The organism is Synechococcus elongatus PCC 11801, assembly GCF_003846445.2.
In the GTDB taxonomy this organism is placed as follows: domain Bacteria; phylum Cyanobacteriota; class Cyanobacteriia; order Synechococcales; family Synechococcaceae; genus Synechococcus; species Synechococcus elongatus_A.
Genome location: NZ_CP030139.2, coordinates 72074 through 87354, shown reverse-complemented (window position 1 = coordinate 87354; position 15281 = coordinate 72074). Strand labels below are relative to the sequence as shown.

Here is a 15281-nt window from a genome sequence, read left to right as displayed (position 1 = left end):
CAGCCAACGGTGTCGTTAATCACAGCTTTTGCGAATGCGTTAGGTTATCTCTTAGGTTAAGAACCGTTTAAGAGTCTTTATGCGATCGCCTTTTTTCGCGATGCTGAAAAGCCTCTAGCTCTTTCCACTGCTAACCCGGGGAGGGGGAATGCCCATGTTTGCACCTGCATCGACCGTCAAAGCACTACAACGCGACGCTGAGGATCTGTTAATCCCAGCCGGTAGTGTGATTTTTGCGGAGGGGGAGGCTGCTGAAGAAATGTATGGCATTCTCTCCGGCGAGGTAGAACTCAAGGTCGGAGATCGCACCGTTGAGGTTCTCAAGACTGGTGATGTTTTTGGGGAAGGCGCACTGGTGCAAGCCCAGAAGTTTCGTGCCACCACTGCGATCGCCCGTCAAGATTGCCGCCTCGCTCGCCTCGATCGCCGGCGTTTCCTGTTTGCTATCCAAGAAACCCCAACCTTTGCGCTGGATGTGATCCGAAGCTTCTCGCGACGGCTGCGGACGCTCAAACAGACAAAGCTCGCTGGAGCCGAAGCTTAGCCGCTGAGTTGGGCGATCGCTGAGACTAGCGACTCGACTTCTGCTTCTAAAGTCAGGTAGTGACAGCAGGCTCGGAGACAATCTGGGCCGACCAAGCTGCGGATTTGCAGCCCTTGGGCTTCGAGCTGGCTGACGATTTTGAACGGAGCTTGAGGGCTATCAATCTGAAACGAGACAAGTCCGGATTGTGGCGGCGTGGTTGCGAGGCAGCGCACTTTTGGTAATGCCTGTAACGACTGCCAAAGCAACTGTGCTAACTGACGGGCGCAGTCGTAACGCTCCTCAGCAGTTCCGTAGTCGGCTTGTTGGGCGATCGCTGCACTTAAGCCGGCATAGAGCGGATAAGCCGAGGTTGCAATTTCATAGCGGCGGCCATCGTTTTTAGGCCGAATTGGCCAGCCTTGGGCATTCTTCTCGACCCCTCGCCAACCTAGCCAAGTCGGTAGCAACTGCGATCGCGCCTCAGGGTGACTGTAGAGTCCGCCCACACCCTCCGGACCACAGAGCCACTTGTGACCTGTAAACGCGTAGAAATCCACCCCGCTTGCGGGCAGATCCAGCGGCAAGATCCCGACGGATTGTGCCCCATCCACCAATAGCCGGCAGTCTTGTCGATGCGCTTGTTCCGCGATCGCTTCTAGGGGCAGAACCGTGCCGTAGTTCCAGAGGACATGGCTGATGGCAGCGAGTCGCGTTCGTGGCTGCAGCTGCGTAGCAAATGCCTCTGCTAAATCTTGACCCGCCACGACCGCAGCCTGTAGCGGCCAGATATCCAGCTCCACCGCGAAGCGCTGGGCGATCGCCTGGGCAGTAGCCACGACGCTGGGATGCTCACAGTCGGTGATCAAGAGGCGATCGCCGGCTTGCCAGTCGACGCCCCAGAGCACGATGTTGCAGCCAACTGAGACATTTTCGGTCAGGGTGATGTTCTCGGGCTGGGTTTGAAGGAGCGCCGCCAAATCTGTACGGAGGCGATCGCTGATCTGTTCGACTCGTTGACCCGCCGCCAGGGAAAAGGGTCCGAGCTGTTGTCCTTCCAGAAAAGCAGTCTGGATCGCTGTGAGCGCTGAAGTTGAGAGGGGTCCCTGCCCCCCGTAGTTAAAGTAAGTCTTGGTCTGTAGCGCGGGAAATTGCTGGCGGTGGGTGAGCAAGCGATCGCTGGTCATCAGCAGGTCAACGGGATGCGGGTTTCTTCACCGTAGAGTGGAAACGACCCTCTCGTGAATGCAACCCATGCTGAAGCTATACGGCGGTGCGCGGACCCGAGCATCTCTCGTGGCTTGGTACCTCGAAGAACTTGGACAACCCTACGAAGCCGTTGCGGTTGATCTGGCTGCAGGCGAACATCGGCAGCCGCCCTTCTTGGCCCTCAATCCCTTTGGGAAGGTGCCTGCTGTCGTCGATGACGAATTCAGTCTTTGGGAATCTGGTGCCATCCTGCTCTACCTTGCCGAGAAGTTTGGTGAACTCCAAACCCTGCAAGATCGGGCGATCGCAGCACAGTGGGTGTTGTTTGCCAACGCAACGCTGGGGCCAGGGCTGTTTGTCGAAGCCAACCGCGCCAAAGAAGCGCCGCGTCTCCTGGGTAGCCTCAATACCCTGCTCAGCCAGCGTGACTATTTGGTGGGCGATCGCCTCGGCGCGGCGGATATCGCCGTCGGTTCCTATCTGGCTTATGTTCCGATGTTTTTCCCGGACTTTGACCTCAGCCCCTATCCCGCTGTGCAGAGCTACATCAGTCGTCTGACGCAGCGACCGGCTTATCAAAACACGATCGGTCGGCGCTAGACGACGTAACCCAGCAGTTCGTTGCGCTAGACCCGAAGAAGATCCCGGATTGGCTGAGCCATGACGACTCCTCCCTCTGTTGCTGCTGAGATTTCCAATCCGCCTGCCGCACCGCACTGGAGTAATCCGCTGGTGCGGCTGTTTAGCCCCGAGTCCTACCTGCTGCTGCTGGCGGCGGGTGTCGGGCTGAGCACGGGCGCTGCGATTGTGGGGTTCCACCTCCTCTATGAATCTCTCCATCAAGGGGTGTTTGGCTGGCTCAGTAGCGCCCTGTCTGCTTGGGGAGGCTATCGCACCTTGGCCCTTATCCCCTTACTGGGTGGGCTGGTGATGGGTGGATTGATCCTGATCTGGCCCCGCTTTGGACCGAGCATGACCGGGCTGATTGGTCTAGCACGGGGTACTGGAGCCGATGAGCCACTGCGAACCCCCCAAAAGCTGTTGGCGGCTTCGCTATCCCTTGCCAGTGGCGCATCGCTGGGGCCGGAGGGGCCAAGCGTGGAGAGTGGCGGCAATTTAGGGCTGGCGATCGCTCGCTGGGCACGGATGTCGCGGGAGCGGCAGCTGTTGCTAATTGGAGCCGGTGCTGCAGCTGGGATTGCCGCTGGCTTTAACGCCCCGATCGCGGGGGTATTCTTCGCTTTTGAGGTGGTGCTCGGCACCAGTTTCGCCGGAGCAGCAGTCAGCGCTGTCTTGATTGCAGCTGTGTTGTCAGCGCTGGTTGCTCAAGTGGGTTTAGGCGCTCAGCCCGCCTTTTCTCTACCAGCCTATGTGGTGCGATCGCCCTTAGAACTCCCGCTCTATCTGGGATTGGGCGTGCTCGCCAGCTTAGTGTCCAGTAGCTACATGGCATTGGTGCAGCTACTCCAGCAAGCCTTTCGGGGCGAGACTGCGATCGGCTCGGTGTTGGGCCAAATCCCGCGATCGCTGCGTCCCGCTCTTGCAGGGTTGATTGTTGGGCTTGTTTCGCTGCAGTTCCCCCAAGTGCTGGGCGTTGGCTACGAAACGATCGAGGGGTTGCTGAGCGGCATGAGCCTGACGCCCCTGACGATGGTGCTCTTGTTGATTGGCAAGCTTGGCCTGACGGCACTCTGTTTAGCCAGTGGCTTCGTGGGGGGTGGCTTTGCACCCGCAATGTTCCTCGGTGCAGTTCTGGGTAGTTTCTACGGCTGGGTGTTGACGGCGCTGTTTCCGACCTCTTGGATTCCGATCGCCTCCCCACCGGCCTACGCCATGGTGGGCATGGCTGCCGTACTGGCGGGGAGTGTCCGTGCGCCGCTAACTGCGATTTTGCTGCTGTTTGAACTGACGCGGGACTATCGGATTGTGCTGCCGTTGATGGCGGCGGCAGGTCTGAGTGCTTGGCTGGCCGATCGCCTGCGCCCGAAAGCGACCCATTCAGACTTGCCGGGATTGCCCCAGAAGCGGCAACCGGATCTGCCGCTACGGCTACCTGTAGAAGTGGCGCTGCGTCCCGTCGAGTGCTGGCTCCCCAGTGACATTCCCGCCGATCAAGCCCTCGCACAGCTGATCGAGGCCGCCAGCTATCACGCCTTGGTTCACGATCGCCACGATCGCGTCCTTGGCTTGGTGACACTGCCTGACTTACAGCGCAGTCTCTCGGCGACACCGACAGAACCGCTCTTGGCGATCGCCAGCCGAGAGTTGATTTGGGTGCATTGCGGCGAAAGTCTCGCGGAGGCGATCGCGCGGATGGATGTGCGCGGTCTGCAGCAGTTACCCGTGCTTGCCGGTGGAACGGATGAGAGCGCTGTGGCCATCACAGCTGTCCAAGGCTGGGTCGATCGCGACAGTATTCAACAAGCCCTCAACCTGGCGGAAGCCCAGGATCAACTCCTGGCCCATCAAGCCCGTCAACTGACCGCCCCCGTTCTCACGGAGAAAACCTGATGGCGATCGCGCTGGATGATCTGCTGAAAACACTGCGGCAAGACTATGCCCGCTTCCCCAAGGATCAAAGCTTTGAGGTCTACGACCCCGACGTGTTCTTTCAAGACCCCCTGACCCGCTTCCAAGGCCGCGATCGCTACCAGAAAATGATTGCCTTCATCGATCGCTGGTTTCTGGATCCTCAGCTCACTTTGCACGATATCCATCAGACTGAGACTGGCCTCGAAAGTCGCTGGACGCTGAGTTGGACGAGTCCTTGGCCTTGGCGACCGCGATCGCAAATCAGTGGCCGCACCCTCTTTGAACTGACGGCGGAGGGCAGCATTCGCAGCCACCGCGACTACTGGGATTGCTCACCCTGGGCGGTTTTACGCCAACAATTACCGCGACGGCGCACTAAAAATCCCCGATAGAATAAGTTGACGAATCTTTAAGCGATTCTCATCAGGGCAAGGACTTCATGCGTGTAATTTTGATGACCGGTAAGGGCGGCGTCGGCAAGACCTCTGTGGCCGCTGCCACCGGCTTGCGCTGTGCAGAACTCGGCTACAAGACCTTAGTTCTGAGTACGGATCCGGCCCACTCCCTCGCCGACAGTTTCGATATGGAACTCGGCCATGAGCCCCGTGAGGTCAAGCCCAACCTTTGGGGTGCCGAACTGGATGCCCTGATGGAGCTAGAGGGCAACTGGGGCGCGGTCAAGCGCTACATCACCGACGTACTGCAAGCTCGGGGACTGGAAGGGATTGAGGCAGAGGAGCTGGCGATTCTGCCGGGCATGGACGAAATCTTCAGCCTCGTCCGGATGAAGCGCCACTACGACGAAGGCGAATATGAAGTCCTGATCATCGACTCGGCTCCCACCGGAACTGCGCTGAGGCTGCTCAGTCTGCCCGAGGTGGCAGGCTGGTACATGCGCAAGCTCTACAAACCCTTCCAAGCCGTTTCAGAAGTGCTGCGGCCGCTGGTTCAGCCTCTCTTTCGCCCAGTGGCGGGCTTCAACCTGCCGACCAAAGAGGTGATGGATGCCCCCTATGAGTTCTACGAACAGCTAGTCGAGCTGGAAAAAGTCCTGACCGACCCAGGAACGACCTCAGTGCGTTTGGTCACCAACCCCGAAAAAATGGTGATCAAGGAATCGCTGCGGGCCCACGCCTATCTCAGCCTCTACAACGTCGGCACCGATTTGGTGATTGCCAATCGGATCATTCCTGACAGCGTTACCGATCCGTTCTTCCAGCGTTGGAAAGAAAATCAAAAGCAATATCGCGACGAAATTCACGCCGATTTTCAGCCGCTGCCGATCAAGGAAGTTCCGCTCTACTCGGAAGAGATGTGTGGACTGGAAGCCCTTGAAAGGCTGAAAGAGACCCTCTACGCCAACGAAGATCCAACACAGGTTTACTACAAGGAAACCACCCTCCGAGTTGTCCAAAACGGCAGCGACTACAACCTCGAGGTCTACTTGCCGGGAATTCCCAAGAGCCAGATTGACCTCAGTAAAAATGGCGATGAGCTGAACATTCGCATTGGCAATCACCGCCGTAATCTGGTGCTGCCCCAAGCTCTGGCTGCCCTCAATCCGATGGGAGCCAACATGGAGGATGACTACCTCAAGATTCGCTTTGCAGCCAGTTGAGAAAGCGGCTAAGAAGGGAACGGCAGCCGCTGAGGCAGCGTCATTGATAGCTTGAGGTGCTGATTGGGGGTCCCATGGCTGTTCGTCGTCCGTTTGCTGCTGCGATCGCGGCCTTGGCCATTACGGCAGGGCCTGCTCAGGCTCAATCCTTTGATCCGGGCCTGCTCAACCTGCTGCGGGGTGGAATTCAGCTGTTTCAAGGCCTGAACTTTAGCAACCTCAATCCCAATCAAGAGGTGCAGCTAGGGCGGCAAATGAATCAGCAGATGCTGAGTCAACGCTTTCGCCCCAACCGCGATCGTGCCTTGGCGGCTTACATCAACGATGTGGGTCAGCGGCTCGCTGCCCAGAGCGATCGCCCCGATCTTCCTTGGCAATTCCAGGTGGTCGATAGCCGCGAGATCAATGCCTTTGCCACGATGGGCGGCTACGTCTACATCACCACGGGCATGCTCGGTTTCCTGAGCAATGAAGCCGAATTAGCCGGTGTCCTCGCCCACGAAATTGGCCATATTGAAGGACGGCACCTGCCCCAGCGATTGGGCCAAAGTTACCTACAGCAAGCCGGTCTTTCTGCTTTGGGGATTGATAGCGATCGCTTTACGCAAGTTGCCGTCGACCTGGCCCTGAATCGTCCCAATAGTCGTAGTGCTGAATTTGATGCGGATGCCCGCGGCCTGCGAGTTATGGAACGGGCGGGTTATGCCCCAGCCGGGCTGATCTCGGTGATGAATAAGCTAGCTAGCCTCGGTAACAACGGCATGACCTTTCTCAGTACCCACCCTGATTCTCGGGAGCGGGCACGCGCCTTGACTGCTCAACTGAATGGCGATCGCAATCGCATCAATCAGGGCTTTGGCCTGGATGACCGTAGCTATCGCCAGCAGGTGTTAGCTCGCCTCTAAGCGATCGCCTAGAATCCCTCGGTGCGCGGCAGAATCGCTTGGGATGCCGGACGGACTCGACCTAGAGCCGCCCATTCTTGCAGTTGCTGAATTTGCTGCTGGGCTGTGCGCGCCAAAGGAACGAGCTGCCCGATCGCATCGATGATGTCGTCGGTATTGAAGTCGCGATTCTGGCTAAAGCCAAGGTGCATGGCTTCAATCAGCGCCTGCTCAATTTCCGCACCCGAAAAGCCTGGCGTGGCAGCTGCCAATCGTTCCAAGTCGTAGTTGCGCAGACTTGAGGGCCGTAACCGATTCAGATGCACTTCGAAGATGGCGCGGCGTTCCTCTTGATTGGGCAGCCCAACAAAGAAGATTTCATCGAAGCGGCCCTTGCGTAGCAGCTCTGGCGGCAGGCTAGTGACATTATTCGCCGTCGCTACAACAAAGACCGCACTTTGTTTTTCCGCCATCCAAGTCAGCACCGTGCCAAAAACGCGATTGGCGGTGCCGCTGTCGCCGCGACCGTCCAAGCCAGCGAAGGCTTTATCGATTTCATCGATCCAGAGCACGCAGGGCGACAACGCCTCAGCAATTTGGATCATCTGACGGGTGCGGGCTTCCGATTCCCCAACCAGACCGGCAAATAGCCGTCCTACATCCAGGCGCAGCAAGGGCAGATGCCAATAGTGGGCGATCGCTTTCGCAGTCAAAGATTTGCCGGTGCCCTGAATCCCCGCCAGTAGTAATCCGCGCGGATGGGGCAAGCCGTAGCGCCGTGCCGCTTCGGAAAAGGCACCGCCCCGTCGCAGCAGCCATTCCTTCAGCAGATCTAAGCCGCCGATATCCGACATCTGCTCATGGGCAGGGATGAAATCGAGGATCTGGGTCTGACGAATGGTCTGACGTTTTTCTTCCAGAATTAGGTCGAAATCTTCGCTATTCAGCTCACCATGCTTGGCGATCGCACGGGCAATGACACGGCGGATCCGTTCCAGCGACAGTCCTTGGCAGCTGCGAACCACTGCATCCAAATCTGCTTCGGAGAAGCGCTGACCGGTGGCTTGCAGCAGCCGCTGCAGCTCGACTCGAATTTCGGCCGCCGTCGGCAGCGGAAACTCAACGACGGTGATCACCTCGGCTAGGTCGTCGGGAATCGCCAAGCGACTGCTGAGGATCAACAGGTTTTTGGGCTGGGACTTGAGGCGACGCGCTAGGTTGCGCAGCTTGCGCGAGACGGCTGCATCTTCCAAGAAGCGATGGAAGTCGCGCAGAATGACCAGTGCTGGAGCAGTCGCCGGCAACTGATCGAGATATTCCAAAGCTTGCAGCGGATTGCGCTTGCCAAAGCCTTCACTGTTGGCTGTGCCTTGGTAGCCCTCGACAAAATCCCAGCAGTACACTGCCCGATCGCCCTGACTTTTAGCGACCGCCGCGATCGCCGCTTCAGCCCGCTCCTCTTCGTTGGTCGCGAGGTAGAGCACGGGATACCGCGCCCGCAAGAGAAGGCTAAGTTCTGCTTGAAAAGAGTTCATTCCCCGAGGCGATCGCGCAGCTTCGCTAAGGCTAACCACCGCTCATCGACGAGGGTGGGTTCTGGCTTCGGTTCAGGCTGGGGCGGGCCAGGGCAATCTTCAGCGCAGACGTTACGCAGGGGCAATGCGAGGCACAGCTGCTCGTAGAGCCATTGCTGCGGATCAAAACTGCCGTCCGGCGGCAGACTCTCTTCCAACTCGTCTTCCGGCTCCCATTCCGCCAACTCAGGCGTTTCATCGCGCAACCAGATCAGTTCCCGCGTTTCTACCTGCAGACGATGGTTATAGCAACAGAGGCAGCGATCGCAGGTGAGATTGACGATCGTCTCTGCCTGGAGCATGACTTCTAGAAAGCTGTAGCCATGTCGAACCGACAACTCACCCTGCACCGGCGTCAGGCTCTCGAAACCTTCAACTGGATCGGCCAGTTCCCAGCTCTGGGTTTGTTGGGGTTGCTGAAGCAGCTGCTGAATCGGAAAGGGACGGAAGCGCGATCGAGCCATGGTTATTCCTCAGCGCGGCGGCTGATGAGCAGCGATCGATGCGGTTCGCGGCCCTCACTCACGGCTTGCAGGTGAGGATAAGCGTCAAACAGTTCATGGAGAACGCGGCGATCGGCTGAAGAATAGTGTTCTAGCTTCTCCGGCTCCCCAGAACTCAGGACGCGATCGGCCACTTGGGCCGTCAGTTGACTCAGTTCCTGCCGCCGTTGCTGCCGATAGCCCGCCAGCTCAATCGTGAAGTGGAGATGATCGTCTGGTTCACGATGCTGATTCAGGGCCAAGTTCGCTAGAAACTGCAGCGCATCCAGAACAGCGCCGCGATCGCCCGTCAATAGAGCCGCCCGTTCCGGCAACAGCTCTCCCTCAGGGTCGAGTTCTAGCCACCCTTCAGGCTCTGTGCGACCTGCGACAGAACGCAACTCAGCCTGCACTGCAACCGGACAACCCATCCGTTGCAACGTTTCGGTTAGCCAGACTTGACCTTGGTTGAGAGCGAGCTCGTGGGTCATCCGTTTTTCTTCTTGCGATTGCCGCCGGGTTCAAAAGGTAACCGTTCCGCCGTGGTGTCAATCGTCTGATTTTTAGCCGAAGCTGTGCTCAGACCACTACCACCCGTGCCGCCTGCACCTTCCGCCACCAATTTCTGCAGATTTTCCGGCAGGGGTTCCCGCATCAGGATGAAGGTCTGCAAGGTCTGGAAGATGTTGGCGATCACCATGTACATCAGCACCCCAGCCGGCAGGGGGAAGAACAGGAACATGCCCGAGAACAGCACCGGCGTAATTTTGTTGACCTGATCCTGCTGAGGATTGGGAGCAGCACCTTGGGAGGAGAGTTGTTGGCTGACGTAGAGGCTGACGCCAAAGGCCAACACGAGGCCCAACACATCCCAGTTGATGCCGTCTTCGCTCTGGATCCCGACTTCGCCCAAGGCTTTGATAAACAGGAAGCCGTTGTTGGCGGCAATACCCGGAATCGTGACTTGCAGCGTTGCGTCACCCGCAGAGACGGCTTCGACTACGCCATCTTCGCCAACCCGAATGTGTTCGCTGCCCTTGGTCACGCTCCAAGTCGGTTTTAAATCAGCAGCGCGATCGCCCACCAAAGACTCAAACGATTCGCCGTTCGTGCCTTGGAAGGCTACCGTCGTGCGATCGCCCACACCCAGCTGGGTGCCCGCTGGTAGAACAGCTGCGACCCGGTAGTGCACACCATCGGCGACAAAGACGTTTTGGGGCTTGGTCGAAAACGCACGGGGCTGAACTTGGGCAATCTGCTCTGAGGGCAAGACTTGCAGATTGACGGTGTAGTTGATGTCCGCAAAGGGCGAGCCCCGCAGGGTGGCAAACAGCGCAAACAGCAGCGGCATTTGCAGCAGCAAGGGGAAGCAACCCGCTAGCGGGTTGCCAAATTCCTTGAATAGCTTGGAGGTTTCTTCCTGCAGCTTGCTGGGATCGTTGGCATAGCGCTCCCGAATTTCCTGCTGCCGCTTCTGCATGACAGGATTGGCAATGCGCATCCGGCGCGCATTCCGAATCGCCCCGGCACTGAGGGGATAGAGCGCGATCCGAATCACTAAGGTCAGCGCAATAATCGCCAAACCATAGCTGGGTACCAATCCATAGAAGAAGTCTAGGATCGGCAACATCACGTTGCTGGAAAGAAAACCGATTCCGAAATCCATGTAGGCCCCGGGGTCAGACGCAAATGGGAGACACCGCTTTCCAATCTACTGGAAATTGCCGCGTCCCTTGTCAGATTGGGATAACTGCGATCGCGACTCGATCGCTAAAACCCTCGAGCTGACAGGCTTGGATGGGAATCCAACCTACCGAGTGCCATCGAGGGTTTCGTTGAGATACTGTGCTGCAGATTAACGTGTCGTGCGTTAAGCAGCCGTCACTGTTTTTGCTTGCTTCGCAGCCATCTGGGTTTTGATGAACTCGACAACGCCACGATAGTTGGGCACCGATCGCATTTCGAGGCGAGAGCGATCCTTGAGGATCAAGCAGATATCGCCCCAGAAGCCCAAACCACGGGGAATGCTGACTAGATCGGCAATTTCGGAGTAGATAATCTCACTACGTTCACGCCCCTGCCAGCCACCGGTGACGGTAATCCGGCGATTAGTAATCCGAAAGCGCAACCACAGCGCCCGCACGATCGCGCCCACAGCCAAGGGAAGGCCAACGAGTGTTAGCCCAATCAGCAGGTTCAAAATCAGGTCGCCTTTGTGGGGCCCACCTTCGTAGAACACTTCTTCATTGACGGCCATGGATAATCTCTGCCCGAGTTAAAAGGTCTTCTAATTCTTGCAAAAACTCAGCCGTGCTGGTGTTGAGGTCAATCCCCGTCTTGACGGTGAGCAAGCCATCAAAGCCTGGTCGCAGGCGCTCGCGCAGTTGCAGCAAAGCCGCTTGTAGTCGGCGTCGCAGGAGATTACGACGCACCGCTCGCTTGTGCACTTTCAGGCTGACCACAATCGCAAACCGACTGGATGCGCTTGATTCAGGCTGGGGAAGCCAGCGAAACAAAAGCGAGGGCGTCGAAAGTTTTCGACCCCCTCGATACAGTGCTGGAAAGCGATCGCGTTGTCGCAGCCGATGGCAACGAGGCAGAGCCAAGGGTCTTAGACAGCGAGACGAGCCCGACCTTTGCTGCGACGAGCTTTAATCACGCGACGACCGGTGGCGGAGCGCATCCGCGCCCGGAAGCCAGAAGTGCGCTTCCGCTTCCGGTTGGTTCCTTCGAGGGTGCGCTTAGTCATAACTGTGCCGGTTCAAAAATCACAATTTTTAATCGTAGCATCTGTCTCTAGTTGTTACGGAGATCGATCGTGACGATCCAGCTGCCCAAGTAGCGACTGATCGGCAAGTCACCGGGCGACAAAGCCGAGGCGTTGAACTGGAACATCCCCGGGTTATTCGGGTTGATCACGCCTTCAAAGACAACACCCAAGGTCGTGCCAGCCGGGATCGGTGCCTGCGGGTAGAAGTCGATGCGACCGTTGTCGCGATCGATATCGCGATCGCTGAGGGGAACAACTTCATCACAACGGGTACGCGAGAGAACATTGCCCAGTCGGCAGATGCGCAGGGAAACTTTATCGTCGCTAAAGGAGCCGGTGTAATAGGTCGGATAGGTAATCGTCAGCTGTTGAATCGCCTGTTCAATTTCACGACCGGGAATCGCGAGGGTGTAGCGATCGAGCGCACCGACGGTGCCACTGTTCAGGAAGTATTTCAACTCCCGAAATCCGCCTTCATTACCATTCCAACGCAGGGTCAGTCCCGGCAGGCCTTGCGCTAGCACAGGCGGGACGGAAACAGCTGCCAGCCCCGTTGCACAGGCAATCGCAGCGGCGACAGGGAATAGACGAGAACGAGCCATAGCGGATTAGGGATGGGCAAACACGACCATTATGACGAGCGGGCCAACATTGCGGTTCCTGAATTGTTACGCTTCCTTGGCTGGAATCCCGAAAGCATCTTGAAAATTGCTGATCCCCTAAAAAGCCGCTCCTAGGATGCGATCACCGGTCAACTGCCCAGCAGAAGGCTGTTTCGACAACGCGGCGGAATCCCGTCAGCAAACCGTAATGAAGATTTTGATTCCCTGTGAGCCGGGGCTGCAGGAGCGCCGTGTCGCCATGCTGCCCTCGCAGCTTGCCCGTCTCAAACAACTGACGGGCGCAACGATTCAAGTTCAAAGTGGAGCCGGCCGCTGGTTGGGGCTGAGCGATCGCGACTATCAAGCCGCTGGCGCTGAAGTCAGCGACGAGATCGAAACCCTGTGGCGTGAAGCCGATCTGGTTCTTTCGATCGGGCCTTGGAGTAGTGAGGAATCTACTCCCCTAGGCTGGCTCAAAGCTGGGGCTTGTTTGATAGGTCTGCTCGATCCTTGGTCACAAACCGCCAGTCTCGATCGCCTCGCTGCCCAGGGGGTTTCTGCGCTCAGCTTGGAACTGATTCCCCGTATCAGTCGGGCGCAGGCGATGGATGTCTTATCCTCCCAAGCCAGCATTATTGGCTACCGCAGCGTGCTTCTAGGGGCCACGGCTCTCGGACGCTATCTGCCCATGTTGACGACAGCCGCTGGTACCATTCCCCCTGCCAAAGTTATGGTGCTTGGTGCTGGGGTCGCTGGGTTACAGGCGATCGCCACAGCTCGCCGACTAGGAGCCGTCGTCAGTGCCTTTGATGTGCGCCAAAGTGCAGCTGAAGAGGTCCAAAGCCTCGGGGCGAAATTCATTGAAGTCGACTTGAGCGAGTCTGCTGAAGCTGGCGGTGGCTACGCCAAACAGCTCAATGAGGACAGCATGGTGCGACTGCGCGCTGGGCTTCTGCCCCATCTGCAGCAAGCCGACCTGATTGTGACTACAGCGCAAGTGCCGGGCAAGCCAGCTCCTTGCCTGATCTCGGCAACGATGGTGGCGCAACTCCAACCCGGGACGGTCATTGTCGATGCAGCAGCTGAACGCGGCGGCAACTGTGAACTGACTAGCCCCGGCCGCGACGTGGATATCGATGGGGTGAAAGTGCTGGGTCCCACGGCGATCGCAGCAGGACTTCCCCACGATGCCAGCTTCCTGTTCGGTCGAAACCTACTGGCCCTGCTTCCCCTGATCTGTCACGAAGGTCAGCTTCAACTTCCGCTGGAAGACGAGATCATCGCGGGCTGCTGCGTTGTCACTGCCGGTGCTCGACGTTTTCCACCGCAACCGAAGCCCATGCCTGTGCCGGAGGCTGTATGACTATCACCAACTGGTTTGCCGCTCTATTTGTCTTTACGTTGGCCAGCTTTGCGGGTCTCGAAGTCATCAACAAAGTACCGCCGACACTCCACACCCCCCTGATGTCGGGCGCCAATGCCATCTCCGGCATTGTCTTGCTAGGTGCTCTAACGCTCTTGGGTGGAGAAGGCCCACCACTTCTCAAAGGATTAGCTTTTGCAGCGGCTGTCTTGGCCACAGTGAATGTGGTGGGCGGCTTCTGGGTGACTGATCGCATGTTGGCGATGTTCAAAGCACGGGAGACGAAGTGATGCGAGAACTGTGGGTTCAAAGCAGCTATCTCGCTGCGACCATTCTTTTCTTTCTGGGCTTGAAGCAACTAGGCCATCCTGCCACGGCTCGCCAGGGCAATTATCTGGGGGCCGCTGGCATGGGCTTGGCGGTGCTGGGCACCGCCTTTCACCCAGATCTACATGATCCGTGGTTACCGCTCTTGGCCGTCGGTCTGGGCAGTGTGGCCGGCATTGTCTCCGCTCAGAAGGTGGTGATGACTGCCATGCCGCAGATGGTGGCCTTGCTCAATGGCTTGGGTGGAGCTGCCTCCGCCTTAGTGGCGATCGCAGAATACTTGCGCCTAGCGCAGGTGCCGATGACAACAGTGCACCAACTCCCAACTCTGATTGCCCTGATCCTGGGGCTGCTGATTGGCGGCGTCACCTTAAGCGGCAGCCTCGTCGCCTTCGCCAAGTTGCAAGGTTTAATCAGCGGTCAGCCCCTGACTTTGCCTCAGCATCGGCTGTGGAGTGTGCTGCTCCTGCTGGGCTTTGTGAGTGGTGCTGTGCTGTTCCTCGTTGCCCCCCAGGCACCTACTGCCTTCGCGGTTCTTAGCGCACTCGCGATCGCCACAATCCTGCTGGGGCTGTTTTTCGTGGCCCCTGTGGGTGGTGGCGATATGCCCGTGGTCATTGCGCTGCTCAACTCGTTGTCGGGTCTGGCAGCCAGTGCAGCTGGTTTTGCCGTCAACAACAATCTCCTGATCATCGCGGGTGCCCTCGTCGGCGCTTCGGGCTTGATCCTGACGGTGATTATGTGCAAAGCGATGAACCGATCGCTAACTAACGTTCTCTTCTCGGGGCTAGTAGCCACCGCTAGCACTGGCTCGGGAGAGGCAGCAACCGCAGGCGATCGCAATGCCCGGCAGATTGATTCTGAAGAAGGAGCGATGCTGCTGGGCTACGCCCGTTCAGTCGTGATTGTGCCGGGTTATGGCATGGCAGTGGCCCAAGCACAGCACACTGTCCGAGAGTTAGCTGAACAACTGCACCGTCTTGGTGTGGAAGTGAAGTATGCAATTCACCCCGTCGCTGGTCGGATGCCGGGACATATGAATGTCCTGCTGGCAGAGGCCAATGTCCCCTACGCTCAGCTCTACGACTTGGAGTCGATTAATTCCGAGTTTGAACACACGGATGTTGCCCTGGTGATCGGCGCCAATGATGTCGTCAATCCTGCCGCTCGCCTCGATAACAGCAGCCCGATTTATGGCATGCCGATTTTGGATGTCGATCGCGCCCGTCAAACGATTGTGATCAAGCGCAGTATGGCCAATGGCTATGCTGGCATCGACAATCCACTCTTCTACGGCGATCGCACCGTCATGCTCTTTGGCAGTGCCCGCGATGTTGTCTCTCAGCTTGTGGGTGCAGTCAAGGAATTGATTTAACAATCGACGTCGATTGCAACTC

18 protein-coding genes are annotated in these 15281 nt (G+C 57.9%); 9 read left to right on the top strand and 9 right to left on the bottom strand.

All coding sequences use genetic code 11. The features are described 5' to 3' along the window. Window positions 1–154 precede the first annotated feature (154 nt). Complete coding sequence (locus DOP62_RS00450; RefSeq protein WP_208673648.1) at window positions 155–544, top strand: cyclic nucleotide-binding domain-containing protein; 390 nt, start codon at window positions 155–157, stop codon at window positions 542–544. On the opposite strand, the gene DOP62_RS00445 is transcribed toward DOP62_RS00450, so the two are convergent. Beyond that, complete coding sequence (locus DOP62_RS00445; RefSeq protein ID WP_208673646.1) at window positions 541–1710, bottom strand: aminotransferase class V-fold PLP-dependent enzyme; 1170 nt, start codon at window positions 1708–1710, stop codon at window positions 541–543. The two genes, DOP62_RS00450 and DOP62_RS00445, sit on opposite strands and share 4 nt — an antisense overlap. Window positions 1711–1777: 67 nt before the next feature. On the opposite strand from DOP62_RS00445, the gene DOP62_RS00440 reads away from it, so the two are divergent. The 5 genes from DOP62_RS00440 (at window position 1778) to DOP62_RS00420 (ending at window position 6787) form a co-directional block, all read left to right on the top strand. Beyond that, window positions 1778–2332, top strand: a complete 555-nt coding sequence (locus DOP62_RS00440; RefSeq protein ID WP_208673644.1) for a glutathione S-transferase family protein — start codon at window positions 1778–1780, stop codon at window positions 2330–2332. A gap of 60 nt (window positions 2333–2392) precedes the next feature. Beyond that, a complete protein-coding gene (locus DOP62_RS00435) occupies window positions 2393–4243 on the top strand; it encodes a chloride channel protein (protein WP_208673642.1) in 1851 nt (616 codons plus the stop codon). Beyond that, complete coding sequence (locus DOP62_RS00430) at window positions 4243–4656, top strand: DUF2358 domain-containing protein (protein ID WP_370538824.1); 414 nt, start codon at window positions 4243–4245, stop codon at window positions 4654–4656. Before DOP62_RS00435 ends, DOP62_RS00430 begins: the two co-directional genes overlap by 1 nt. A 47-nt stretch (window positions 4657–4703) precedes the next feature. After that, window positions 4704–5882 (top strand): TRC40/GET3/ArsA family transport-energizing ATPase, encoded by a 1179-nt coding sequence (locus DOP62_RS00425; protein ID WP_208673640.1) that lies wholly within the window; start codon window positions 4704–4706, stop codon window positions 5880–5882. A gap of 74 nt (window positions 5883–5956) precedes the next feature. Next, window positions 5957–6787: a M48 family metallopeptidase gene (locus tag DOP62_RS00420; protein ID WP_208673638.1), complete on the top strand. Its 831-nt coding sequence runs from the start codon at window positions 5957–5959 to the stop codon at window positions 6785–6787. A gap of 8 nt (window positions 6788–6795) precedes the next feature. On the opposite strand, the gene DOP62_RS00415 is transcribed toward DOP62_RS00420, so the two are convergent. From DOP62_RS00415 to DOP62_RS00380, 8 genes are all read right to left on the bottom strand, one after another. Further along, a complete protein-coding gene (locus tag DOP62_RS00415; protein ID WP_208677056.1) occupies window positions 6796–8301 on the bottom strand; it encodes an AAA family ATPase in 1506 nt (501 codons plus the stop codon). After that, window positions 8298–8804, bottom strand: a complete 507-nt coding sequence (locus DOP62_RS00410) for a YceD family protein (RefSeq protein WP_208673633.1) — start codon at window positions 8802–8804, stop codon at window positions 8298–8300. Before DOP62_RS00410 ends, DOP62_RS00415 begins: the two co-directional genes overlap by 4 nt. 2 nt (window positions 8805–8806) lie before the next feature. After that, entirely contained in the window at window positions 8807–9313 is a 507-nt protein-coding gene (locus DOP62_RS00405) for a Jag family protein (protein ID WP_208673631.1), read from the bottom strand. Beyond that, window positions 9310–10488 (bottom strand): membrane protein insertase YidC, encoded by a 1179-nt coding sequence (gene yidC / locus DOP62_RS00400; RefSeq protein ID WP_208673630.1) that lies wholly within the window; start codon window positions 10486–10488, stop codon window positions 9310–9312. Before yidC ends, DOP62_RS00405 begins: the two co-directional genes overlap by 4 nt. Before the next feature lie 204 nt (window positions 10489–10692). Next, the gene (locus DOP62_RS00395; protein ID WP_208673628.1) at window positions 10693–11079 is read right to left on the bottom strand and encodes a PH domain-containing protein; all 387 of its coding nucleotides are present in this window, start codon (window positions 11077–11079) and stop codon (window positions 10693–10695) included. Then, window positions 11066–11428: a ribonuclease P protein component gene (rnpA, locus tag DOP62_RS00390; RefSeq protein ID WP_208673627.1), complete on the bottom strand. Its 363-nt coding sequence runs from the start codon at window positions 11426–11428 to the stop codon at window positions 11066–11068. The genes DOP62_RS00395 and rnpA overlap by 14 nt, the downstream gene beginning before the upstream one ends. Window positions 11429–11433: 5 nt before the next feature. Beyond that, complete coding sequence (gene rpmH / locus DOP62_RS00385; protein ID WP_011242384.1) at window positions 11434–11571, bottom strand: 50S ribosomal protein L34; 138 nt, start codon at window positions 11569–11571, stop codon at window positions 11434–11436. Window positions 11572–11618: 47 nt separating this feature from the next. Then, window positions 11619–12194, bottom strand: a complete 576-nt coding sequence (locus DOP62_RS00380; RefSeq protein ID WP_208673626.1) for a DUF2808 domain-containing protein — start codon at window positions 12192–12194, stop codon at window positions 11619–11621. Window positions 12195–12330: 136 nt separating this feature from the next. Here DOP62_RS00380 and DOP62_RS00375 point away from each other — a divergent pair, with 136 nt between their 5' ends. The 3 genes from DOP62_RS00375 to DOP62_RS00365 are packed head-to-tail and all read left to right on the top strand — an operon-like array spanning window position 12331 to window position 15259. Continuing rightward, complete coding sequence (locus DOP62_RS00375) at window positions 12331–13557, top strand: NAD(P) transhydrogenase subunit alpha (protein ID WP_208673625.1); 1227 nt, start codon at window positions 12331–12333, stop codon at window positions 13555–13557. Further along, entirely contained in the window at window positions 13554–13847 is a 294-nt protein-coding gene (locus tag DOP62_RS00370) for an NAD(P) transhydrogenase subunit alpha (RefSeq protein ID WP_208673622.1), read from the top strand. Before DOP62_RS00375 ends, DOP62_RS00370 begins: the two co-directional genes overlap by 4 nt. Further along, a complete protein-coding gene (locus tag DOP62_RS00365) occupies window positions 13847–15259 on the top strand; it encodes an NAD(P)(+) transhydrogenase (Re/Si-specific) subunit beta (RefSeq protein ID WP_208673619.1) in 1413 nt (470 codons plus the stop codon). The genes DOP62_RS00370 and DOP62_RS00365 overlap by 1 nt, the downstream gene beginning before the upstream one ends. Window positions 15260–15281 lie beyond the last annotated feature (22 nt).